Origin of the sequence: Kribbella steppae, assembly GCF_004342025.1 — a bacterium.
Taxonomy (GTDB): Bacteria; Actinomycetota; Actinomycetes; order Propionibacteriales; family Kribbellaceae; genus Kribbella; species Kribbella steppae.
Genome location: NZ_SLWN01000005.1, coordinates 344,354 through 366,471 on the forward strand (window position 1 = coordinate 344,354; position 22,118 = coordinate 366,471).

At 67.4% G+C, this 22,118-nt stretch carries 22 protein-coding genes; 12 read left to right on the plus strand and 10 right to left on the minus strand.

Features of this window, described 5'->3' with window-relative positions:
* Nucleotide 1 precedes the first annotated feature (1 nt).
* Nucleotides 2–1,588: an MFS transporter gene (locus EV652_RS16510; RefSeq protein ID WP_132210013.1), complete on the minus strand. Its 1,587-nt coding sequence runs from the start codon at nucleotides 1,586–1,588 to the stop codon at nucleotides 2–4.
* The gene (locus EV652_RS16515; protein ID WP_132210014.1) at nucleotides 1,585–2,214 is read right to left on the minus strand and encodes a TetR family transcriptional regulator; all 630 of its coding nucleotides are present in this window, start codon (nucleotides 2,212–2,214) and stop codon (nucleotides 1,585–1,587) included. The genes EV652_RS16510 and EV652_RS16515 overlap by 4 nt, the downstream gene beginning before the upstream one ends.
* A 161-nt stretch (nucleotides 2,215–2,375) precedes the next feature.
* Here EV652_RS16515 and EV652_RS16520 point away from each other — a divergent pair, with 161 nt between their 5' ends.
* Entirely contained in the window at nucleotides 2,376–2,921 is a 546-nt protein-coding gene (locus EV652_RS16520) for a hypothetical protein (RefSeq protein WP_132210015.1), read from the plus strand.
* On the opposite strand, the gene EV652_RS16525 is transcribed toward EV652_RS16520, so the two are convergent.
* Both EV652_RS16525 and EV652_RS16530 read right to left on the minus strand, forming a co-directional pair.
* The gene (locus EV652_RS16525) at nucleotides 2,911–3,372 is read right to left on the minus strand and encodes a methyltransferase family protein (protein WP_132210016.1); all 462 of its coding nucleotides are present in this window, start codon (nucleotides 3,370–3,372) and stop codon (nucleotides 2,911–2,913) included. The two genes, EV652_RS16520 and EV652_RS16525, sit on opposite strands and share 11 nt — an antisense overlap.
* Nucleotides 3,365–3,844 (minus strand): MarR family winged helix-turn-helix transcriptional regulator, encoded by a 480-nt coding sequence (locus tag EV652_RS16530; protein ID WP_158441170.1) that lies wholly within the window; start codon nucleotides 3,842–3,844, stop codon nucleotides 3,365–3,367. Before EV652_RS16530 ends, EV652_RS16525 begins: the two co-directional genes overlap by 8 nt.
* A 68-nt stretch (nucleotides 3,845–3,912) precedes the next feature.
* On the opposite strand from EV652_RS16530, the gene EV652_RS16535 reads away from it, so the two are divergent.
* From EV652_RS16535 to EV652_RS16560, 6 genes are all read left to right on the plus strand, one after another.
* On the plus strand, nucleotides 3,913–5,130 hold the full coding sequence (locus EV652_RS16535) for a glycosyltransferase (RefSeq protein ID WP_158441171.1): 1,218 nt from the start codon (nucleotides 3,913–3,915) through the stop codon (nucleotides 5,128–5,130).
* Nucleotides 5,131–5,203: 73 nt separating this feature from the next.
* Nucleotides 5,204–5,821, plus strand: coding sequence for a DUF998 domain-containing protein (locus EV652_RS16540; protein WP_132210019.1), 618 nt, complete (start codon nucleotides 5,204–5,206; stop codon nucleotides 5,819–5,821).
* 24 nt (nucleotides 5,822–5,845) lie between these two features.
* Nucleotides 5,846–6,292, plus strand: a complete 447-nt coding sequence (locus EV652_RS16545) for a MarR family winged helix-turn-helix transcriptional regulator (RefSeq protein ID WP_132210020.1) — start codon at nucleotides 5,846–5,848, stop codon at nucleotides 6,290–6,292.
* Nucleotides 6,289–7,500, plus strand: coding sequence for an MFS transporter (locus tag EV652_RS16550; RefSeq protein ID WP_242001811.1), 1,212 nt, complete (start codon nucleotides 6,289–6,291; stop codon nucleotides 7,498–7,500). Before EV652_RS16545 ends, EV652_RS16550 begins: the two co-directional genes overlap by 4 nt.
* A gap of 38 nt (nucleotides 7,501–7,538) precedes the next feature.
* Nucleotides 7,539–8,090, plus strand: a complete 552-nt coding sequence (locus tag EV652_RS16555) for a TetR/AcrR family transcriptional regulator (protein ID WP_132210021.1) — start codon at nucleotides 7,539–7,541, stop codon at nucleotides 8,088–8,090.
* A gap of 9 nt (nucleotides 8,091–8,099) precedes the next feature.
* Complete coding sequence (locus EV652_RS16560; RefSeq protein ID WP_132210022.1) at nucleotides 8,100–8,606, plus strand: DUF2867 domain-containing protein; 507 nt, start codon at nucleotides 8,100–8,102, stop codon at nucleotides 8,604–8,606.
* Here the strand turns inward: EV652_RS16560 and EV652_RS16565 are convergent.
* A complete protein-coding gene (locus EV652_RS16565; protein ID WP_242001812.1) occupies nucleotides 8,589–10,346 on the minus strand; it encodes an FtsX-like permease family protein in 1,758 nt (585 codons plus the stop codon). The two genes, EV652_RS16560 and EV652_RS16565, sit on opposite strands and share 18 nt — an antisense overlap.
* Nucleotides 10,347–10,522: 176 nt before the next feature.
* Nucleotides 10,523–11,077, minus strand: coding sequence for a TetR/AcrR family transcriptional regulator (locus tag EV652_RS16570; RefSeq protein WP_242001813.1), 555 nt, complete (start codon nucleotides 11,075–11,077; stop codon nucleotides 10,523–10,525).
* A gap of 91 nt (nucleotides 11,078–11,168) precedes the next feature.
* On the opposite strand from EV652_RS16570, the gene EV652_RS16575 reads away from it, so the two are divergent.
* Entirely contained in the window at nucleotides 11,169–13,709 is a 2,541-nt protein-coding gene (locus EV652_RS16575; RefSeq protein ID WP_255512597.1) for a bifunctional FO biosynthesis protein CofGH, read from the plus strand.
* A 612-nt stretch (nucleotides 13,710–14,321) separates the two neighbouring features.
* Here EV652_RS16575 and EV652_RS16580 read toward each other — a convergent pair.
* Both EV652_RS16580 and EV652_RS16585 read right to left on the minus strand, forming a co-directional pair.
* Complete coding sequence (locus tag EV652_RS16580) at nucleotides 14,322–14,948, minus strand: hypothetical protein (protein WP_132210024.1); 627 nt, start codon at nucleotides 14,946–14,948, stop codon at nucleotides 14,322–14,324.
* A complete protein-coding gene (locus tag EV652_RS16585) occupies nucleotides 14,941–16,863 on the minus strand; it encodes an acyl-CoA dehydrogenase family protein (RefSeq protein ID WP_132210025.1) in 1,923 nt (640 codons plus the stop codon). The genes EV652_RS16580 and EV652_RS16585 overlap by 8 nt, the downstream gene beginning before the upstream one ends.
* 100 nt (nucleotides 16,864–16,963) lie before the next feature.
* Between EV652_RS16585 and EV652_RS16590 the strand changes: the two genes are divergently transcribed.
* The 4 genes from EV652_RS16590 to EV652_RS16605 are packed head-to-tail and all read left to right on the plus strand — an operon-like array spanning nucleotide 16,964 to nucleotide 20,002.
* Entirely contained in the window at nucleotides 16,964–17,359 is a 396-nt protein-coding gene (locus EV652_RS16590; protein WP_132210026.1) for a TOBE domain-containing protein, read from the plus strand.
* Nucleotides 17,359–18,141 carry a molybdate ABC transporter substrate-binding protein gene (gene modA / locus EV652_RS16595; RefSeq protein WP_132210027.1) on the plus strand — a complete coding sequence of 261 codons (783 nt, stop codon included), beginning with the start codon at nucleotides 17,359–17,361 and terminating at the stop codon, nucleotides 18,139–18,141. The genes EV652_RS16590 and modA overlap by 1 nt, the downstream gene beginning before the upstream one ends.
* A gap of 29 nt (nucleotides 18,142–18,170) precedes the next feature.
* Nucleotides 18,171–18,944, plus strand: coding sequence for a molybdate ABC transporter permease subunit (modB, locus tag EV652_RS16600; RefSeq protein ID WP_132210241.1), 774 nt, complete (start codon nucleotides 18,171–18,173; stop codon nucleotides 18,942–18,944).
* On the plus strand, nucleotides 18,941–20,002 hold the full coding sequence (locus EV652_RS16605) for an ABC transporter ATP-binding protein (protein ID WP_132210028.1): 1,062 nt from the start codon (nucleotides 18,941–18,943) through the stop codon (nucleotides 20,000–20,002). The genes modB and EV652_RS16605 overlap by 4 nt, the downstream gene beginning before the upstream one ends.
* Nucleotides 20,003–20,438: 436 nt before the next feature.
* Here EV652_RS16605 and EV652_RS16610 read toward each other — a convergent pair whose 3' ends face one another.
* Both EV652_RS16610 and EV652_RS16615 read right to left on the minus strand, forming a co-directional pair.
* On the minus strand, nucleotides 20,439–21,491 hold the full coding sequence (locus EV652_RS16610) for a transcriptional regulator (protein WP_132210029.1): 1,053 nt from the start codon (nucleotides 21,489–21,491) through the stop codon (nucleotides 20,439–20,441).
* On the minus strand, nucleotides 21,472–22,017 hold the full coding sequence (locus tag EV652_RS16615; protein ID WP_132210030.1) for an NUDIX hydrolase: 546 nt from the start codon (nucleotides 22,015–22,017) through the stop codon (nucleotides 21,472–21,474). Before EV652_RS16615 ends, EV652_RS16610 begins: the two co-directional genes overlap by 20 nt.
* Between the last annotated feature and the right edge of the window lie 101 nt (nucleotides 22,018–22,118).

A 22,118-nucleotide genomic window follows, 5' to 3' on the forward strand; every position in this document is an offset into this window, starting at 1 on the left:
GCTAGTGTCCCGCTTCTTCCTCCTCGACCGCACGGCGCTCGGATGCGGACGTCGTCAGCAGGGACTTCTCCTTGATGAAGACGATCGCGACCAGGGCGAGGACGGCGATCGGCGCGGAGATCAGGAACAGGTCCGCGGTCGCGTTCCCGTAGGCCTCCTGGACCGCGACCCGCACCTCGTCCGGCAAGGTGTTGATATCCGGTACGGCGCCACCGCCCTGCGACCCGTCCATCCCGAGCGAGGTCGCGACCTTGTTCGCGAGGACGGCGCCCAGCGCGCTGACGCCGATCGTGCCGCCCATGCTGCGGAAGAAGCTCACCACCGAGGTCGCCGCACCGAGCTCCCGCGCCGGTACGTCGTTCTGCGCGGCGAGCACCAGGTTCTGCATCACCAGGCCGACGCCGACACCGAGCACGACCATGAAGACCGACATCCGGAACGTTCCGGTGTGCGCGTCGATCGTGCCGAGCAGTGTGAGCCCGATCGGCAGCAACACGCCACCCGCGACCAGGTAGATCTTCCACTTCCCGTACTTCGTGATCAGCCCACCGGCGATGGTCGACGACACGAGCATCCCGAGGATCATCGGCAGGCTCATCAGGCCGGCCGACGTCGGCGAGTGCCCCTGGGCGATCTGGAAGTACTGCGACAGGAACACCGAACCACCGAACAACGCCAGGCCGACCAGCATGCTGGCGACCACGGACAGCGCGACGGTGCGGTTGCGGAACAGGTCCAGCGGGATGATCGGCTCCGGGTGCCGCGCCTCGACCACGCCGGCGATCGCGAGCGCGACCACCGCGACGCCGACGAGCGCGAGGCTCCAGCCGGAGACCCAGTCGAACTTGTTGCCGGCGAATGTCGACCAGACCAGGACGATGCTCACCCCGCTCGTGATCAGCAGGGCGCCCCACCAGTCGATCTTCACGTCCCGGCGGATCGTCGGCAGCTTCAGTGTCCGCTGCAGCAGGAAGATGGCGACCAGACAGAACGGCACCCCGACCAGGAAGCAGGCCCGCCAGCCGAGCGGCGAGTCGACCAGGAAGCCGCCGAGCAGCGGCCCGCCGACGGTCGCGGAGGCGAAGATCGCGCCGAAGATGCCGGAGTACCGGCCGAGTTCGCGTGGCGGGATGATCGCCGCCATCACGATCTGCACCAGCGCGGTCAGACCGCCGGCGCCGATGCCCTGCACGACCCGGCTGGTCAGCAGCAGTTCGACGTTCGGGGTGAAGCCGGCCACCAGCGAGCCGACCACGAAGAACGCGAGCGACAGCTGGACCAGCAGCTTGTTGTTGTAGAGGTCGGCGAGCTTGCCCCACAACGGCACGGTGGCCGTCATCGCGAGCAGCTCGACGGTGACCACCCAGGTGTAGACGGACTGGCTGGCCTCCAGGTCCGCGATGATCCGCGGCAGCGCGGTCGACACGACGGTGCCGGCCAGCACGGCGACCAGCATGCCCATCATCAGGCCGGAGATGGCCTGCGTGGTCTGCCGCGGGGTGAGTGTTGTGACGGTTTCGGTGACCTCACCCGCGGCGCCGTCGGAGACGTTCTCCGGCGACGGGGAGGGTGACGAGGTCGTTGTCATGAGTGACCCTTCCTTGGTGTGCTGCTGATGCCGAAGGCGGGATCGATGCCCTCGGCAAGTAGTTGGAACCCTTCGTGGACGAGTTCGCGGACGGGGCGGTCCGGAGCGGCCTTGTGCAGCTCCATCGCGACCCGGCAGGCGGCGCCGGCGGCACTGACGACCAGCGCCGGGCGCACCGAGGTGGCCGGCTCGCCCATCCGCTCGGCCAGCGCGGCGGTGAGCTGCCGTTCGTCGTCGAAGCTGGCCGTCATCAGCTGGTAGACCAGGTTCGGCGACTGCATGATCAGCTCGCCGCGGCGGGACAACTCGCCGTCGCTCTCCAGATCCGCCAGCACCTCGCGAACGATGTGCCACATCGTCGTCAGCGGCGACTCCTCCGCGGGCGCGGTCCGCATCCGCTCCAGGGCCCGCTCCATGTGCTCGGGATTGCGCCCGAGGATCGCGTGCTCCTTGTGCGGGAAGTAGTTGAAGAAGGTGCGCACCGAGACGTCGGCCGCCTCGGCGATCTCCTCGACCGTGACATTGTCCGGCCCCTTCTCCAGCGCCAGCCGCAACGCGGCCTCGGCCAGCGCCGTCCGCGTCTCCCGCTTCTTCCGCTCCCGCAACCCACCCACTGCCTGATTCACCCGACCAGGCTAAGAGCAAACTTGCACTCACTGCAAACTATTAATCCTGAAACTTTGCACCCACGCACAAATCTGCCCGAACGGCCACGCCTGGACCGCTGGGGCTGATAGAATTACTACGCAGCCTCCGGTGCGGGTTCCCCCGTTCGGAGGCTTTTTGTATGCCGACACTTCTCTATCGAGCCGCTATCCGTGACCTGCGTGGCAGCGAGATCCTGCCGCTCAACCACCTCCGGGAACGCCACCCCGACATCTACGAACGTGAGGCCGCGAAGTACTCGTACCGGCCCCAGACGATGGACAACGCGGTGCACCCGCTCGAGTGCCGCTGGAGCGATGTGGTCTTCCTGTCCCCGGTCCATCCGGCACCGATCTTCGGCGCACTCCGCGAGGCGGGCCGGGTCGGACCGACCACTCTCGCCTACTGGACCATCGACGCCGATCTGCTCGACCCCGCCCGTACCTGCATTCTGCTCAAGCGCCACGATCCACTGTTCCGACCGCAGCCCGCCACCGACTACCTCCCCTACAGCGCGGCGACCGTCGCCACCTTGTCCACCCCATCAGCGAAAGCGCTCGATCGGCTACGGAACCTCAACGCCACCGAGCCACTGCTCCCCTGGGCCGATATCCCGCACATTCTCTATCGCGGCCCGATCGCGGTGAGCCTCTTCCGGGACGCCGACGGCCGAGCCGTCAGCCCTTGAGTCGCGGGAGCCAGGCCGGGACCGTCCTGCGGTAGTCGTCGTACTGCGCGCCGTACCGCTGAAGCAGCACGGGTTCCTCGTACCACCGGACGAACGCCGCCATCACGGCCCACGCGAGTACGCCGTACCCGAGGATCCAGACGTCCAGGAAGGTGAGGGCCTGGCCGAGGATCGCCGTGACGACTCCGACGTACATGGGGTTGCGGACGTAGCGGTAGTCGCCGCCGACCACGAGTTCCTCGGTCGGGGCGACGGGCGCCGGCGTACCGCGTCCCTCCCGGACGAAGCGCACGAACGCGCGCAGTACGACGTACATCCCGACCGCCACCAGCACGAGCCCCGGCCAGAAGCGAGGTCCAGCCCAGCCACTGATCCACCAGGGGATCACGCCACCCACCACGCACGGCGCGGCGAAGAAGAACGCCGTACTGCCCAGAACGGCCTTAAGCATCGTCCAGCCTCGCGATCACGCGATCCGAGAACTCACAGAAGGTTTCGAGCTCGGCCGGGCTCAGCTTGCCGAACCAGTCGGCGACCGCGGCGAAGTCGCCGGCGTCACGCTCACGCCAGAATGCCGCACTGTGGTTCGTTGCTGACAGCAACTTACGGCGCCGGTCGGCGGGATCAGGCTCGACCTGCAACAACTCCTTGCGAACCAGGGCGGCGACGATCTGCGCGACGTTCTGATGCGTGCTCCCCAAGGCCGCGGCCGCCTCGGCCAGCGACGGCTTGCCCATCGCCGCCACCACCGTGATCAAGGCCGCCTGCTGAGTGGTCAGCCCCTCGGTCCGCAGCCGCTCGTCCATCGCGTAGCGGAGCTTCTGGGCAAGCATCAGCGTCGTCCGGAACGCCCGGATCGACGGCGCCAACTCCGAGCCCGCACCGATCCCGAGCAGCTCTTCGGTCTTGTTCCTGGACGACATAGGCAATATATTACCTATCACGGTCGAAGGGGGCAACCGTGATCTGCCTGCTACCGCATTGCGCCTACTTGTCCGAGACATCCCGGATGCTCGAGCTGCACCGCGCCCTCACCGAGCTCGGCCTCGAGGTCCGCGTCGCCACCCACGGCGGCCCGCACGAGCGTCTACTGGCCGAGGCCGGCATCCAGTACGACGTCCTCGGCCCAGGCATGACACCGGCCCGAGCGGCCCGCTTCGTCGGCTCGGCGGTCGGGCTCGGCGATCCCCGGCAGAGCATGTACGACGACGCCGAGATCCGGACCTACGTCGCGGCGGAGGCGGAGTACTTCCGTGCCAACGGGATCACCGTCGTCGTCACCGGGTTCACCGTGACCACGTTGCTGTCCTCGCGACTGGCCGGCGTACGACTGATCACTGAACACGCGGGCAGCTTCGTGCCACCGATCTTCGAACGCCGCCTGCTTCCGGCTCCAACCCGACCGGTGGATCCACGACTGAAGCGCGCACCCGACTGGCTGACCCGATTCCTCATCAACAGGACGTGCAACCGGACCACGGCGTACTGCAGTGGCTTCAACCGCGTGGCCGAAACACTCGGTGTAGAAGGAGTTCCCAGCCTGGCCGCGCTTCTGCTCGGCGATCTCTCGTTGGTCCCGGAGATCCCCGAAGTACTCGGAATCTCCTCCGCCGAGATCGCCGCCTGGAGGCCCGGCAAGGGCTATCGCGCCAGCTCGCAGCTCACGACAGTCGGGCCGCTGTACGCCCATCTCGACCTCCCGTTGCCCGCTGAGGTGCAGAGGTTCCTCGACCGGCCGGGCCCGACGATCTACCTCGCGATGACGTCGACACCGCCCGCCCAGGTCCGTACGGCGATCGCCGAGCTCAGCCGCCTCGACGTACGGATCCTGGTCGCCGGCACGATCCACGACCTCGGCGACCTGGCCACCGACCGAATCATGGTAGAGGGCGTACTGCCGAGCCACCTGGTCATGCCGCAGGTCGAGCTCGCGGTCACGACCGGCGGCCAGGGCAGCGTGCAGACGGCAATGGCCTGCGGTACGCCGCTCCTCGGCATCCCACTGCACATCGAACAGGACCTGAACGTCGCCCTGGTCGAGCGTCTCGGCGCAGCCCGCCACCTCGGCCGCACCGACAACCTCGCCGACCTCGCCACCCGGATGCTCGACAACCCCAGCCATCTGGAAGCCGCCGAGAGAATCCAGAAGCTGTACGCCGCCGTCGACGGCCCGACCGAAGCCGCCAAGGTGATCGCCCAGCAACTCTGACTCGCAGGTGTCCGGATCGACCAGGATCCTTCGACGTCTCTGCTGAAGCTCCCCAGCAGAGAGGACAGAGATCATGGACGTCACCACGCATCGGCTGCGCGCCTGCGGCATCGCCGCCGGACCGTTCTTCCTGACAGTGTGGGTCGCACAAGCCTTCACCCGGGACGGATTCGACCCGGGCCGGCATCCGCTCAGCCTGCTCGCTCTCGGCAGCGCCGGCTGGATCCAGATCGCGAACTTCGTCGTGACCGGCGGCCTGGTCATCGCCGCCGCGGCCGGACTACGGGACCAGGGGCGGTGGTTACCGCGCTTCGTCGGCGCACTCGGGATCGGACTGATCCTGGCCGGCGTCTTCGTCACCGACCCAGGCGCCGGCTTCCCCGCCGGAGCACCCGAAGGCCGGGGCGACCTGAGCTGGCACGGCCTCCTGCATGAGGTCGGCTTCGGCGTCGTACAACTCGCGTGGATCGCGGCCGCCATCACGGTGGCGAAGCGCGCTGCAGGTCTGTCTCGGTGGCCGACGATCGCGACGATCGTGCTGGCCCTGGTCGTCGCAGGCTGGCCGGACCCCGACAGTCTCAGCGTGCGCCTGGTGGCCGCGACAGCCATCCAATTCGCGTTCCTGGCCGTGGTCTGCGCACAGCCACTGGCAGTGATTGGGGTCACCAGGGCAGCTCCTGGAGATGCATAGCATTCCTATGTATATTCATGGAATGTGATTGCCACTGAGCTGACCCAGCTGGGCGTGGACATGGTGGTCGCCTCGGCGCGGGTGACGCGGATGGCGAGCCGGGACGTGAGCGCGCTACCGCACGCGGCGATGCGACTGCTCGGGCGGCTCGACGAGCTCGGCCCGACCCGGATCAGCGAGCTCGCCAAGGCCGACCGCTGTTCGCAGCCGACGATGTCCAACCTGGTGCAACGCCAGGAGGAGCAGGGCTGGGTACGACGCGAAGCCGATCCGACCGACTCGCGCGCCAGCCTGATCAGCCTCACGGACGCCGGGTACGCCGAACTGCAACGCGCCCGCCAGGAAGCCGGCGCCGCAGTCGCGACCCGGCTCCGTCAACTCCCCGCGACCGACCTCACCACCCTCGAGGCCGCGGTCGCCGTCATGCGCAAGATCCTCACCCTCGAACCATTGGAGGACAGCCCGCGGTGAGCAACTCGTTCCTGAAACAACCCAAGTCCGTCTGGGCGGTCGCCTTCGCCTGCGTGATCGCCTTCATGGGCATCGGCCTGGTCGACCCGATCCTGAAGCCGATCGCCGAGCAACTGGACGCCAGCCCGTCGCAGGTATCACTGCTGTTCACCAGTTACATGGCGGTGATCGGCGTCGCGATGCTGATCACCGGCGCGGTCTCCAGCCGGATCGGCGCCAAGCGCACCCTGCTCATCGGCCTGGCCATCATCGTCGTGTTCAGCGCCCTGGCCGGCCTGTCGAACTCCATCGGCGCGATCGTCGCCTTCCGCGCCGGCTGGGGTCTCGGCAACGCCCTGTTCATCGCGACCGCACTGGCCACCATCGTGAACTCCGCCAGCGGTTCGGTCGCGGAAGCGATCATCCTGTACGAAGCCGCTCTCGGTGTCGGCATCGCGGCCGGCCCACTCGTCGGCGGTGAGCTCGGCACGATCTCGTGGCGCGGCCCGTTCTTCGGCGTCGCCGTACTGATGACGATCGCGCTCGCCGCGACGGCCTTCCTGCTTCCCGCTTCACCCCCGGCAGCACGTCGTACGTCGATCCTCGAACCGCTGAAGGCGTTGCGGCACCGGTCGCTGGCGACTGTGGCAATCACAGCGTTGCTGTACAACTTCGGGTTCTTCACGTTGCTCGCGTTCACGCCGTTCCCACTGGCGATGTCGGCTCGGCAGATCGGGCTGATCTTCTTCGGCTGGGGGATCGGGCTGGCGATCACCTCGGTGTTCGTGGCGCCGCGGCTGCAGCGGTGGTTCGGCACGCTGCCGGTGGTGATGACGTCACTGCTGCTGTTCGGCGCGGACTTGGCGGTGATGGGTGTCTACGCACACCACCGGGAAGTGCTCGCGATCGGGGTGATCGTGGCCGGTCTGTTCCTCGGCATCAACAACACGCTGATCACCGAGGCCGTGATGGCGGCCGCTCCGGTCGAGCGCGGTACGGCGTCGGCGGCGTACTCCTTCGTCCGCTTCTCCGGCGGCGCGGTCGCACCGTGGCTGGCCGGCAAGCTCGGCGAGGAGATCAACATCCAACTCCCCTTCTACGTCGGCGCCTTCGCCGTCCTCCTCGCAGTCGGCGTCCTCGCCACCGGCTGGAAGCCCCTGTCCCACCTGCGCACCCCCGCCGCCCACTCCAAGGTCGAAGCCGAAGCCCTCACCGCCGCAGACGCCTGACAGCTCGACCATACCAAACGGTATGGTATGGTCCTGGCATGGTGACGCGGATGGAGTGGTTGGAGGCGGGGCTCGAGTTGCTGGCGGACGAGGGGGCGCCGGCGGTCACGATCGAGCGGCTCACCGGGAAGCTCGGGGTCACCAAGGGGTCGTACTACCACCACTTCAAGGGCGCCGCGGGATTCCGTACGGCGCTCTTGGAGTACTTCGAGGCGCAGTTCACGACACGGCTGATCGACACGGTCGAGCGTGAGCCCGATGCCGAGCCGGCGGCGAAGTTGCAGCGCTTGCTGAAGTTGGTGCTGTCCGATCCCGACAGCGCTGGGTTGGAGATCGCCGTACGGGCGTGGGCTTTGCAGGATGCCGAAGTACGGGCGGCGCAGGAGCGGGTGGATCGCGCGCGGACGGCGTACCTTCGCGAACTCTGTCGAGGACTCAAGGCCGACATCGACCCCGACCGCTTCGCTCAGCTCCTCTACCTGATCCTCATCGGCGCCGAGCAGGTGCTGCCATCCGTGCCGAAGAGCGACCTGCGCGAGATCTACGCGATGACACTGCGCCTCGCGACCGGCGAGACGTTGATCGACTAGGAGACCGCCGTGCCGCCCCGTACCGATCTGCCCGAGATCGACGACCTGCTCCCTGTCGTCGACGTCGTCGATGTGAAGACCGTTCGCGGCGCGGTGTCGCTGCGCGAGTTCACCGCGGGTGCGCTTGGCTATTCGCCGCTGTGGGTCAAGGGATTGTTCGCCGTTCGGATGGTGGTGGCGCAGGTGCTCCGCCTCGAGACGACCGGCGTCCCGAACTCGCGGCGGCTTCGACCGGAGATCGTGAGCTTCACGCCCGGCGATCCGGCGTCGTTCTTCACCGTCGAACGCGGAGCGGAAGATCACTATCTGCTGCTCAAGGTCACCGACAACCACCTGATCGCGTACCTGGCGATCATCACCGACAACGCGCAGCCCGTCAGCGAGTTCAAGGTCGTCACGCTGGTGCAGTACCTGCGATCAGCGGGACGGTTCTACTACAAGCTGATCGAGCCGTTCCATCACCTCGTGGTGCGCAGCATGGCCCAGGCGGGTGTCAGGTCATTCGCGTCCCGCTAGCAGGGAGATCGGTTGCGGGCTGGTCGCGCGGTGCGCGGTGAATGCAGCCGCGGCACCGACGACGACCATCGCTGCGGCGAAGATCAGGCTTAGTAGTCGCCAGGGAATCGCCAATGCGGCAAGGCCGTAAGGGCCGGCGGCGATGCCTGCCAGCGCGGCGCCGGCGACCAGGGATCCGAGGAGTACGCCGATGATGACGACGGTGGTCGATTCGACCAGCGCGACGGCGACGACCTGGATCCGGGTGAGTCCTGCCATTCGGGCCAATGCGAACTCGCGGCGGCGATCGGCTGTGGACATCACCACGGCGTTGACGACGGCAACGGCTGTGTAGATTCCGGCGAGTCCCATGAGGGCGGCGAAGAGGCCGGAATTGCTGCGTTGCTGGGCTTCTCCTTTCGCTTCGGCCCATTCCTTGACCGACATCCCTGTTCGCAGGCTGTTGCCTGGTGCAACCTTGACGAGTGTTTCGGTTCGGCCGCCGGCCGGCAGTAACGTACGTGGGATGAAGAAGTTCTCGCTGATGTCGAGGGTCTCCGGCATGATCGCGACCACCTTGACCGGGATCTTCCTGTTGCCGAGCGCAATGGTCAGGGTCGAGCCGAGTTTGTAGCCCTCGGCCGCCATTCCAGGGCCGATGGCAATCGTCCGGCCGGACAGCCGGTCCAGTGATCCCTTGCGCGGGCGGAGTTTGTGCGTCTGCTGATAGGCCGCCGGGTCGATCCCGATCGCCTCGGAGTACACAGTTCGCTTTCCGCGGATGACGGCGACAGGTACGGCGGTCTGCGGCGACGCGACCGCGATGGCCGGGCCTTTTGGCACCTCGGAACTCACCACGAAGTCGGCCGTGATCAGCCTCTCCTGTTCGACGCCGACCGCTTTGGCGAGTGATCCGAACGTTCCCCACAACCCGACCACGAGTCCCACCAGCACGATCAACGGGGCTGCTGTGGCCGCACTTCGTCGTACGGCATGAAGAACGCCGGCTCGAGCGAGGTCGGCGATGAGGTTGCCGCGGAGCACTGCGGCGGGAAGGCGACCGGCCAGCGGTACGACGATCGGGCTGAGCTGACTCAGTGCGATCGAACCGCTGATCATCACGATCAGGCCGATCATCAGTCCGGCGACGAGATCGCGGGCGGCCTGTGCGGCGATCACCAGCAATACGGTGCATGCTGCGGCCGAGAGTCCCCAGAACCAACGCCATGCGGTCATTACGCGCATCGCCTTGGGAGACTCTGTGAGGGCTTCGAGTGCGCTGACTCGGGATGCTCGCCAAGCGGCCGTGAGTACGCCGACCAGCGCGGTGCTGACTCCGACGATCATCGCGGCCCACATCGCACCTTGATCCCAGGATGCGTCGAACCACGGTGGCAGCATGCCGAGCTTGATCAGCAACGCCGACTGCGCCCAGGTGCCGAGTAGCCCGACCGGTACGCCGATCGCCGTACCCAACACCCCGAGCAGCCCGGCCTCACACACCAGCATCAAGCAGACGTATCCCCGTTGCGCTCCCACCAACCGGAGCAACCCGAGCTCACGCCGTCGCTGCACAACCGTGAACCCGAACGTCGTGCTGACGATGAATACGGTCAGAAACACCGCCAACATCACGGACATCCCGAGCAACGTCGCAGCTCCGACGTACCCCTCGCGAACCCTGGCGCGGTCGTAGGCGGAGAGACCGGCCGGCAACACCGGGCGATCCGTCGCCGCCAGCACCTGCAGCCCCGACTGCACCAACCCAACCCCAAGCGCGACAGCAACAACCGCCCCCGCAAACAACTGCCACCGACCCCGCAGCGCCCCCAACGACAACCTCAGCATGCCCCCACCCAACCGCGCAGAGAGCCGCGTCGCCCGGGCCTACAAACCCCACCCGAGGTATCCCCCGCGCTACCCCACGCGAGCGCCCGTTACCTCAGGACCTCGAGTAGGGCGGCGAAGTCTTGGGTGTCTATTTCTCGGGCTCCGATCAGGGCCTGCATGAGGAGGCCGTCGAGGGCGGCTACGAGGAGACCGGCCTTCTGGGGGTCGGCGGTGAAGGCTCGGGCGATTTCGGTGAGGGGTTCCAGCCAGGCTCCGGCGACCACGCGGAGGTCCGGGCGGCGGGCGGCGTACAGGTAGAGCTCGTAGAGGGCGAGCGTCCGGCCGCGTCGGCGGACCAGGCTGTGCTCGATCAGCCTGGCCAGCTCGTCCGCCGGCCGTGCACCCAGCTCACTCCCCCGCCCGTGGAGTTCGGCCGCGAGATCCTCCGCCGCCCACGTCAGCGCCGCGACCAGCAGATCGTCCAGCGTCGGGAAGTGGTACGTGATCGAGGCGACCGACACATCCGCCGCCGCGGCCACCGCCCGATGGCTCACACCTGCGACTCCGTCGCGCTCGATCACCGTCAGCGTCGCCCGCAGCAGCTCGCTCCGCCGCTGCTCACCCCGCATCCGGCGCCCGTCGACAACCCTGTTGACCTGCACGAACAGCAAACTATCAGGACAGTTGTACGGATTGTTTTTCGTCCCAGAAATCGCGGGAACGCTCGGTTTCCGGCGCCTAGGCTCGGATTCCGTGGCCACCAACGACATCAGTACGGCGATGCGTCGCGCCCTCAAGCGCGCCGACGACGGAAAGACACTCGACCCGGTCGAGGCGGAGGTTCTGCTCACCGCTACGGGTGATGCGCTGACCGCCTTGATGGCGACCGCGGCGCGGGTCCGCGACCAAGGGTTGGAGGACGCCGGCCGGGCCGGGATCATCACCTTCTCCAAGAAGGTGTTCATCCCACTGACCCGGTTGTGCCGCGATCGGTGCCACTACTGCACGTTCGCGACCACACCGGGTCGCGTGCATTCGCCGTACCTCTCGCCGGATGAAGTGCTGGAGATCGCCCGGCAGGGTGCGGCGCTCGGCTGCAAGGAGGCGCTCTTCACCCTCGGCGACGCCCCCGAGGAGCGGTGGGACGCGGCGCGCACGTGGCTCGAAGAGGCCGGGTACGACAGCACGCTCGACTACGTGCGGGCGATGTCGATCCGGGTGCTCGAGGAGACCGGGCTGCTGCCGCACCTGAACCCGGGCGTGATGAAGTGGCAGGACCTGCAGCGGTTGAAGCCGGTCGCGCCGAGCATGGGCATGATGCTGGAGACCACGTCGCGCCGGCTGTTCGAGGAGAAGGGCCAGCCGCACTTCGGTTCCCCGGACAAGGACCCGGCCATCCGGCTGCGGGTGCTCGAGGACGCCGGCCGGTCGAACGTGCCGTTCACCACCGGCCTGCTGATCGGCATCGGCGAGACGCTGGCCGAGCGGGCCGACTCGATCTTCGCGCTGCGCAAGATCGCGCGGCAGTACAACGGGATCCAGGAAGTCATCATCCAGGGATTCCGGGTGAAGCCCGACACGGCGATGCGCAACGACGACGACGTACCGCTGGAGGAATGGCTGGCCGCGATCGCGGTCACCCGGATCGTGCTCGGCCCGCGGGTTCGGGTGCAGGCGCCACCGAACCTGGTCGACCTGACCGAGTGCCGCGCGCTGCTCGACGCCGGTGTCGACGACTTCGGCGGGGTCTCGCCGCTGACGCCGGATCACGTGAACCCGGAGCGTCCGTGGCCGCAGATCGACGACCTCGCGAAGGTGACCGCGGATGCCGGATTCACCTTGCGGGAAAGGCTGACCGCGCATCCGGAGTACCTGCGCGAGCCGTGGCTCGACCCGCGACTGATCTCGCACGTCGAGGCGCTGGTCGATCCCGCCACCGGGCTGGCCAACGAGGATGCGATGCCGGCCGGGCTGCCTTGGCAGGAGCCGGACGGCGGCTGGGACAGCGTCGGGCGGACCGATCTGCACACCGCGATCGACACCGAGGGACGTCGTACCGAGACCCGCTCGGACTTCGACGCGGCGTACGGCGACTGGGACGTACTGCGCGAGGACGTGGCCGCGCGTCGGGCCGCCGGGGACTCGCTTGATCGCACTGGCGCACCGGAGCGGATCGAGGCGGAGACCAAGGCCGCTCTCGCCGCGGCCGAACGTGATCCCGCCGGCCTGTCGGACGCCCAGGCGCTGACGTTGATGACGGCAACGGGTCCGGCGCTGGACGCCCTGGCCTCGTTGGCGGATGACTTGCGCAAGGCAACGGTCGGCGACGACGTGACGTACGTCGTCAACCGCAACATCAACTTCACCAACGTCTGCTACACCGGCTGCCGGTTCTGCGCCTTCGCCCAGCGGCGGACCGACGCGGACGCGTACTCGCTGTCGATGGACGAGGTCGGCCAGCGCGCCGAGGAAGCCTGGGTGATCGGCGCCACCGAGGTCTGCATGCAGGGCGGCATCCACCCCGACCTCCCGGGTACGGCGTACGCCGACCTGGTCCGCGCGGTGAAGGACCGGGTCCCGGACATGCACGTGCACGCGTACTCGCCGATGGAGATCGTCAACGGCTCGGTCCGCACCGGGCTGTCGATCGAGGACTTCCTGATCTCGGTGAAGGAGGCCGGGCTCGACAGCATCCCCGGGACCGCGGCCGAGATCCTCGACGACGACGTCCGCTGGATCCTCACCAAAGGAAAGTTGCCGACGGCAAGCTGGATCGAGGTGATCAGCACCGCGCACAAGGTCGGCCTGCCGTCCAGCTCGACGATGATGTACGGCCACGTCGACGCGCCGCACCACTGGGTCCAGCACCTGCGCACGATCGCCGCCGTGCAGGACCAGACCGGTGGGTTCACCGAGTTCGTGCTGCTGCCGTTCATCCATCAGAACTCGCCGATCTACCTGGCCGGCGTGGCGCGACCGGGACCGACGTACGACGAGAACCGCGCGGTACACGCGATGGCGCGGATCATGCTGCACGGCCGGATCGACAACATCCAGTGCTCGTGGGTGAAACTCGGTGTCGACGGCTGCGTCGCAGTCCTCAACGGCGGTGTCAACGACATCGGCGGGACACTGATGGAGGAGACGATCAGCCGGATGGCCGGCTCGAAGCACGGCTCCCGGAAGTCGATCGCGGAGCTCACCGCGATGGCCACGGCCGCCGGTCGCCCGGCTCGCCAACGCACCACGACGTACGGCGACGTCCCGTCGCGGCCGTCACTCGAACTCGCCTGAGACGCTCGCCTGGTTGGTGTCTGGTCCCCAGCAGCACCAGACACCAACCAGGCGGCATTCCCTTGCACTACAGGGAAACGCCGGCCGCACCTGATGTCGGTCGCCACCTCACTGGCGACCGGCACGCTGTCGGCGCGGCCGGCGTCCTGCTGTTGCCCCGAGAGGGCAGTCGGCCCGAAGGAGGGTGGGCCCGGCGGCTCATTCCGTGACCGGCAGGGGAGGTACAGTCCGGTCGCGGACGGGAGCAGGTCGGGAACACCTAGAGCCAGTGTCAGCGACCCGTCCGTCGCCGACAGCAGAACGTTGTCACGCGGCCACAGTCCCGGACCATCCCCGGGATCAAACATTTGCATTGCCTTTGAACAAGACAACACTCCGTATATAAATCCTCACTTTCCGTGCGGACGTTGCCTTCCGCAACAACAGAAGTGTCGGCCACCTCACATGAGCTGACGCACGAAAGTGACGCACGGCAGACGGTAATCGCCCGAATTCCAGGGATTCCGGCATAGACCTCTGATGCCGCACCGCGCGACGTGGAGGCCTCAGGCCGCTCGAACGCAGCAGCGGCCTGACCCGAGGTGTTCTCGGGCAGGCCGCTGGAGGTTCGGGTCAGTACGGGTAGGTGTCGTCGCGGCGGGTGGGGTCGAGGTCCCAGAGGGAGAACTCGACGACCTTGTGCGACTCTTCGCCGCCGGCCGGGGTGAGGCCGGCGTTGTCGTAGTCCTTGGAGCCGAGGCCGTCGAGGTAGCAGAGCAGCTCGAACGCCGACTGCGCATCCTCGATGTCGTCGATCACCTCGTCGTTCTGCGCCTCGTCCGCCCGGCTCCGGACGTACTGCACGAACGCTTCCGGATCAGTGACCACGAAGTCGTACCGCGCCTGGTAGCTGAGCCGCACGCCGTCCTGGGGCAGCAGCGGCTCCTCCAGTTCGTCGAGATCGTCCAGGCTGCTGCCCTCGACCATCTCCCGGTAGTCCTCGGGGTCGTCGAAGTCGTCCGGTCCGAGCGGCAGGTCGTCCAGCTCGTCGGGGTCGTAGGAGTCGATCCCGAGGAAGATGTCACCCCAGCCTCGTTCGTGTACGGCGTCCGCGAGCGCCCGGGCCTGGACCCGGACGTTCTCGATCGCGCCGGTGGCCCGCAGGTCGTGCAGGTCCAGAGCGTCGGCCTGCTCCAGCAACACCCGGGCCAGTTCGCGGGCGGCCTCGGCGGCCGACGCGGGTTCGATCGGCTCACTCATGCTGCGACGGTACAACCATCGGCACATCGACCGCCGCGCCCGGTACGCCGAACGCGTCCACGAGCTCCACCGCGACCGGCCGGACCGCGGCACACAACTCGTTCACCAGCGCCGTGATCGCCTTCGACCGTCCCGGCGACAACCGCCCGTGCTCGAGGTACCACGCCCGCTCCGCCTCGATCGTCGCCAGCGCATGCAGGTCGTAGACGTCCTTCAACTTCTCGCCGATCTCCTCCGGTGCATTCTGTACAGCGGTCTGGAACGCCTCGAGCACGATGCGGTCCACATGCGCCCGCCCGGCCGCGATGACGTGGTCCTGGCACCGGTTGAACACCTCGAACGGTTCGTCACCCGCATCGATCCCGGCCTTCAACCGCCGCGCGACCCCCGACAGCATGTGCTCCTCTCGGAACCGCAGCAGCCCCGAGTGGTACGCGTCGTCCCGCAATCCGGCATCCGGGTCGGCCGAGTCATTTCGATTCGGTACGACGTCCCGCAGCCGCTCGATCAGCGGTCGCAGGGCGGCCTTCTCGACCGCGACCTCCACTGCCTGGGCCGCGATGAAGCGAGCCGTCCCGAGCGGATCGAGCTTCCCGAACGACTCCCGGTAGTCCGTCAGCAGACCTTTCGCGACCAGCTGCAACAGGACGGTGTTGTCCCCCTCGAAGGTGGTGAACACATCGGTGTCGGCCTTCAGCGTCGCCAGCCGGTTCTCCGCCAGGTAACCGGCTCCGCCACACGCCTCGCGACACGTCTGGATCGTCTCGGTCGCGTGCCACGTCCCGAGCGCCTTCGTCCCGGCGGCCTGCGCCTCCAAAGCCCGCCGGTCGTGCTCGTTGCTGCTGTCATCGAAGATCCGCACGAACTCGTCCACCAACTCGCCCTGTGCGAAGTGCAGCGCGTAGGTCCGGGCGAGCAACGGCAGCAATCGCCGTTGATGCATCCGATAGTCGAGCAGCAGCGCCTCCTCGGCACTCCCCGGAGCACCGAACTGCCGCCGCTGAGCGCCGTACTTGATGGCGATCGTGAGCGCGACCTTGCTCGCGTTGATCGCGGCACCACCGACCGACACCCGGCCCTGCACCAGCGTGCCGAGCATGGTGAAGAACCGGCGGTCCGGGTTCTCGATCTCGCTGGTGTAGTTGCCCTTCGCATCGACCTGGGCATACTTGTCGAGCAGCGCCTCCCGTGGCACCCGGACCTGATCGAACACGATCCGCCCGTTGTCCACCCCGTTCAACCCGAGCTTCGGTCCGCAGTCGGACAACGTCACGCCGGGCATCGGCGTACCGTCCTCCGATCGGATCGGGACGAGCAGACAGTGCACGCCGTGCGTCTCACCGCCGACCACGAGTTGCGCGAACACCGCCGCCATCCGCCCGTGCCGCGCCGCGTTGCCGATGTAATCCTTGCGCGCGGCAGCGGTCGGCGTGTGGACGACGAACTCCCCGGTCGAGGCGTCGTACGTCGCCGTCGTGTCGAGAGCCTGGACGTTCGAACCGTGCCCGGTCTCGGTCATCGCGAAGCACCCGAGCAGCCGTCCGCCGATCGCGTCAGCGAGGTACCGCTCGTGATGCCGCTCTGTCCCCAGGTGCATGATCGCGCCGGCGAACAGCCCGAACTGCACCCCGGCCTTCACCATCAGCGACAGGTCCCCGAAGGCGAGCATCTCGAACCCGGCGATGAACCCGCCGAGGTCGCCCTCACCGCCGTACTCCTTCGGAAAACCGCGCGCTGGGTGGCCCTCCGCGGTGATCCGCTGTAGCAGCTCGAGCACCTTGTCGCGGTACTCGTCGCGCGGCAGGTTGACCGCCAGGTCGAACAACTCCGCGTCGGCGGCCAGCCCTGCGCGCACGACGTCCCGCGCCGCCTTGTGCGGCCCGTCCAGGTAGTCCCGCAACCCCGATGTCCTCATGCCCTTAACTTATGCGTCTTCCCGGCCACTTTCCGTCACCACTGTGTGACTGTGGACAACGCGCGGCACGATCCGCATCTGCGGCACTAGACTGTCGATCGTGCCGAATTTGCGGATCAGTGAGGCGGCCGCGCTGCTCGGGGTCAGCGATGACACCGTGCGACGCTGGGTCGAGCAGGGCCGGCTGCCGTCGGTTCAGGGCGGTGGACGGATGGCGATCGACGGGCGCGAGCTCGCCTCGTTCGCCCAGCAGCTGGCGGAGTCGCCCGAGCCGGGCGCCACCACCGCGGCCTCGGCCCGCAACCGGATGCGGGGGATCGTCACCCGCGTCCTCAAGGACGGCGTGATGGCCCAGGTCGAGATGCAGGCCGGGCCGTTCCGCGTCGTGTCGCTGATGAGTCGCGAGGCCGCCGATGAGCTCGGTCTGGAGCCAGGTGTGGTCGCCGTCGCCTCGATCAAGTCCACCCATGTCGTCGTCGAAATCCCGGAGGCCTGATGCTCCGCCGTACTGCGCTCGCGGCACTCGCCGCGGTTGCCGCACTCACCTTCGCCGGCTGCGGTGGCGACAGCCCGGCCGCGTCCTCGCCTTCGGGCAACTCCGGTACGGCGTCTGTGTCCGGGACTGTCAATGTGTTCGCGGCTGCGTCGCTGACCGGGTCCTTCACTCAACTGGGCAAGGATTTCGAGAAGGCCAACCCGGGTGTGGAGGTGGTGTTCAACTTCGTCGGCAGCTCGGCCCTGGCGCAGCAGATCAACCAGGGCGCGCCGGCGGATGTGTTCGCCTCGGCGGCACCGAAGAACATGGACCAGGTGACCGACAAGAACACTCCGACGACGTTCGTGCAGAACACGCTGGAGATCGCCGTACCGACCGGCAACCCGGGCAGGATCACCGGGCTGAAGGACTTCGCGGACAAGAACAAGAAGATCGCGCTGTGCGCCGCCCAGGTCCCGTGCGGAGCCGCGGCGGACAAGGTGTTCAAGGCGGTCGGGATCACGCCGCAGCCGGACAGCCTGGAGCAGGACGTCAAGGCCGCGCTGACGAAGGTCAGCCTCGGTGAGGTCGACGCGGCGCTGGTCTACAAGACCGACGTGCTCTCCGCCAAGGACAAGGTGGAGGGCATCGAGTTTCCCGAGGCCGACAAGGCGATCAACGAGTACCCGATCGCCACGCTGACCAAGGCCCCGAACCCGGACGGCGCCAAGGCCTTCGTCGACTACGTCCTCTCCGAGCAGGGCAAGGCCGTCCTCACCGCTGCCGGGTTCGACGCACCGTGAGCCGTAGGCGCAGGAACACGAGCGGGCGACTGCCCCTCGTGCTCCTGCTGCCTGCGCTGCTCGGTCTGGCGTTCCTGCTCATCCCACTGATCGGTCTGCTGGCCAGGGCACCTTGGGCAACGCTGCCGAGCCGCCTGTTCAGCGCGGACGTGTGGCAGGCGTTGCGGCTGTCTCTCCTGTGCGCAACGCTCGCGACTCTCATTTGCATCGTGTTGGGCATTCCACTGGCGTGGCTGCTCGCTAGGGGGTCGGTGCCGGGCCGCGGCCTCATCCGGGCCCTTGTGACAGTCCCGTTGGTGCTGCCACCGGTGGTCGGCGGTGTTGCCTTGCTCCTGGTCCTCGGACGACGCGGACTGATCGGTGAGCACCTGGACCTCTGGTTCGGCATCTCCCTGCCCTTCACAACGGCCGGTGTGGTCGTTGCCGAAGCGTTCGTCGCCATGCCTTTCCTGGTGATCTCCGTGGAGGGTGCATTACGTGCAGCCGACCCTCGGTACGAGGAAGCCGCCGCGACACTCGGTGCAGGCCGCTGGCTGACGTTCCGCCGCGTCACCCTGCCGTCCATCGCGCCAGGTGTCGTGGCAGGCGCCGTACTGTGCTGGGCTCGTGCACTCGGTGAGTTCGGCGCCACCATCACCTTCGCAGGCAACTTTCCCGGCCGTACGACGACCATGCCGCTAGCGGTGTACCTGGCGTTGGAGACCGACCCTGACGTGGCCGTCGTACTGAGTCTGGTGCTGCTGCTCGTGTCGGTCCTCGTACTGGCGTCTCTACGCGAGCGCTGGATCAGTGGGCTGCGATGACTCTGTACGCCGACGTGCGGGTGACTCGCGGAGCCTTCGACCTCGCACTGGACCTGACCATCGAGCCGGGTGAGGTCGTCGCGTTGCTAGGCCCCAACGGCGCCGGCAAGACCACCGCCCTTCGTGCGATTGCCGGACTGCTCCCTGTAGGCGCTGGACGCGTCGCACTGGACAAGGAGGTGTGGGACGAGCCTCCCCGCATCTTCCGTACGCCGGATCGCCGGCCGATCGGCGTGGTCTTCCAGGACTACCTGCTGTTCAACCACCTCAGCGCACTGGAGAACGTCGCCTTCGGACTCCGCGCCCGGGGCGTGGACAAGCACGCGGCCCGTGCCGACGCGCTGCAGTGGCTGGATGCCGTCGGACTGGCGTCGTACGCACGCGCTCGCCCTCGCGCGCTCTCAGGCGGCCAAGCCCAACGAGTAGCCCTGGTCCGGGCATTGGCGACCAGCCCTGACGTGTTGCTGCTGGACGAGCCGCTTGCCGCATTGGACGCCAGTACGACGCTCCACGTGCGTGCAGAACTCGGCCAGCACCTGCAACGCTTTCCTGGTCGCACACTGCTCGTCACCCACGACCCACTCGACGCCATGGTCCTCGCAGACCGCCTGGTCATTGTGGAGAACGGCCGCGTCGTCCAAGAAGGCCGCCCGACTGAGATAGCCCGACGCCCCCGGACGGACTACGTGGCCCAACTGGTCGGCCTCAACCTCTACCGAGGCACCGCCGCAGGCACCACAGTCAGCCTGACCGAAGGCGGCACCATCACCCTCGCCGAACCAGCATTCGGCCCAGTCCACGTCGCCTTCCCACCCACCGCGGTGAGCCTGTACGTCGAACCCCCATCAGGCAGCCCCCGCAACACGTGGCCCGCTGTGGTCACCGGCATAGAGCAACACGCCCACACAGTCCGAGTCCGCCTGACCGCCACCCCCACCGGCCCAGAAACCCTCCTGGCCGACATCACCCCCGCCGCGGTAGCCGACCTCCACCTATCCCCCGGCCAACCCCTCCACGCCACCCTGAAAGCCACCGAAATCCACACCTACCCGAGCTAGTACCTCTCCAAGAAACGTTGCGGTCGTAGCCCGCCCTGTTCCCCGGTCGCAATACCAGGAACGGATGTCCGCTCTTCTGGCTGATGTGGGGCCGCTGTGCAGCACGTGAACGGTCACACAGTGGTCCGGCCGGCACGGACGGGACGCCCTGGCGGCTGCTGTGGTCGCCACTCGCGGCGGCCACGCATCCGACGATGCGCAGATAGACAGGTAGTTCACCTGCGAGACGCAGTACGCACGGGCGCAGGCACGTTTAGCTGCACTACCGGCTACCAGACACTACCTGTCCATCTGTACGCGACCCCGTCCCGGCGCCACGCAGGATGCCCCGCCAGCCGGCTGAACCCCGGCGGCTTGGCGGCGGGTTGCGACCTCAACCTTCCTTGACGCAGCACTAACAAACGCCAGGTGGGACACGCGAGAACGTGGAGCAGGCTCAACCCAGCTGGTGATTCCACGCGAGTTGGAGGATTGCTGCGCCGGCGGCTTGCATCGGCTTTCGGTGGACGTACTCGTCGACCACCTCGGCGGTGAACGGCTCAGGCGCGAGCACTCGCCCCTCGTCGTTGCCATCGACAACTTGTCCGAAGAGCGCGTCGAAGACGTCGGCGTCGATCGACAGGACCGTCAGCAGGTCGGTCGCGAAGGTCAACGGATCGACACCGAGTCCGACGCAGTAGGCCCGTACTGATCCTTCGGCCAGACCTGCTGAAAGGCGCGCGGCGAACGGCCACTTGTCGTAGTCGATCCGCGTTTCGTAATCCTCCGACTGTCCGAGTAGTTCCTCGGCCAGTTCGCGGACGATGTTTCGCCAGAGCGAGAAGTCGTGTGCCTCATTGCCCTCCCCGCTCGGCTGGAAGATGCCGGACGGCGCCACCTGGTAGAGGCCGCCGGCGTGGCCGACCTTGGCCGGATCACGCCAGTGCAGGTAGAAATGCGACTCCTTGTCGCTGCGGATGGTCAAGGTACTGATCGCGACATTGATCGGCCGCCGGGCCGGATCCCAGGGATCGCCGATGGCCGCGCGCAGGTCGTGACGTCCTGCGGTGTACTCGTGGGCGGCCGCCTCGCCGGTGTTGATGCTGTCGAAGTAGGTGCCGCGGCCGAAGCGCAGTACTGGCTGCGGGCCGGCCAGGTCCGCGGCGAGCAGGCGATAGGTCGGACGGTCCTCGAAGACAGTGGGTCGCGCGAGGTCCGCGATGGTCTCTGCGTACGACGCGTAGTGGCTGCCGTCCGGACGAAGCGGCAGGGAAGGACGAGCGGCGGACCTGGTGAAGGCCACATCGGGATCGAATTCCAACCGCACAGACGTCAGCGCAAGAGGCGCTGCCGGGATCCAATGCGTCGGAGCCAGCAGTGGAGTCCCGGCGACTCGACGATCGGTGGAGTACTCGCCGGCGGCTTCCATCCCAAGGCGATGGCGGTTGTCGACCAACTGTCGGCGTACCTCCAGCCAGGTACGGCGGCTCTCAGCGGAAGGCGAGGACATGAAGTAGTCCCACCAAGGAGGCCGCGCCGATGATTTCGCCGGCGGTGATCCGGTCGCGGATGGAGTCGAGGCGGATCCACTCGATGCGTTCTGCTTCGTTGATGTCCGCGGGCTCACCGATGTGGTCGGCGCCGCGCGAGACGAAGAGGAGGTTCTCGGCGTCCGTCGTACCGACAGAAGGCTGCAGCGAGACCAGCGGCTCCACACGCCTCGGGCGCCAGCCGGTCTCTTCCTCGACCTCACGGGCTGCTGTGGCCGCCGGGTCTTCGTTGGGATCGACGTAGCCGCCGGGTAGTTCCCAGACCCAGCGATCGATGATGAAGCGGTGCCGCCACATCATCAGAACGTGCTCTCGCGTGTCATCGAGGACGACCATCATCGCGGCTTTCATTCGCAGGACGTACTGCTCGAACTGCACGCCGTCGGGGAGTTCGACGGAGGCGATGCTGAGTTGTACGTGGCGGGTGTCGTCGATGACCCGCTCGCCGTGGATCTTCCAGAGCGTTGCCTTGCCGTCAGCGGTCACATGCCGACACTAGCCAAACCTCGGCACGAGCCATCGCGACGGAAGTTACGGGCTGTGATGGCTTCGGGACGGATTGACATGTTGTAACGGCCTGACTCACG

What these genes read in the sequence shown, in the direction of transcription:
- EV652_RS16510 (WP_132210013.1), bottom strand. Translation starts at nt 1,588, where the DNA reads ATGACAACGACCTCGTCACCCTCCCCGTCGCCGGAGAACGTCTCCGAC.
- EV652_RS16520 (WP_132210015.1), top strand. Translation starts at nt 2,376, where the DNA reads ATGCCGACACTTCTCTATCGAGCCGCTATCCGTGACCTGCGTGGCAGC.
- EV652_RS16525 (WP_132210016.1), bottom strand. Translation starts at nt 3,372, where the DNA reads ATGCTTAAGGCCGTTCTGGGCAGTACGGCGTTCTTCTTCGCCGCGCCG.
- EV652_RS16530 (WP_158441170.1), bottom strand. Translation starts at nt 3,844, where the DNA reads ATGTCGTCCAGGAACAAGACCGAAGAGCTGCTCGGGATCGGTGCGGGC.
- EV652_RS16540 (WP_132210019.1), top strand. Translation starts at nt 5,204, where the DNA reads ATGGACGTCACCACGCATCGGCTGCGCGCCTGCGGCATCGCCGCCGGA.
- EV652_RS16555 (WP_132210021.1), top strand. Translation starts at nt 7,539, where the DNA reads ATGGTGACGCGGATGGAGTGGTTGGAGGCGGGGCTCGAGTTGCTGGCG.
- EV652_RS16580 (WP_132210024.1), bottom strand. Translation starts at nt 14,948, where the DNA reads ATGAGTGAGCCGATCGAACCCGCGTCGGCCGCCGAGGCCGCCCGCGAA.
- EV652_RS16585 (WP_132210025.1), bottom strand. Translation starts at nt 16,863, where the DNA reads ATGAGGACATCGGGGTTGCGGGACTACCTGGACGGGCCGCACAAGGCG.
- modA (WP_132210027.1), top strand. Translation starts at nt 17,359, where the DNA reads ATGCTCCGCCGTACTGCGCTCGCGGCACTCGCCGCGGTTGCCGCACTC.
- EV652_RS16605 (WP_132210028.1), top strand. Translation starts at nt 18,941, where the DNA reads ATGACTCTGTACGCCGACGTGCGGGTGACTCGCGGAGCCTTCGACCTC.
- EV652_RS16610 (WP_132210029.1), bottom strand. Translation starts at nt 21,491, where the DNA reads ATGTCCTCGCCTTCCGCTGAGAGCCGCCGTACCTGGCTGGAGGTACGC.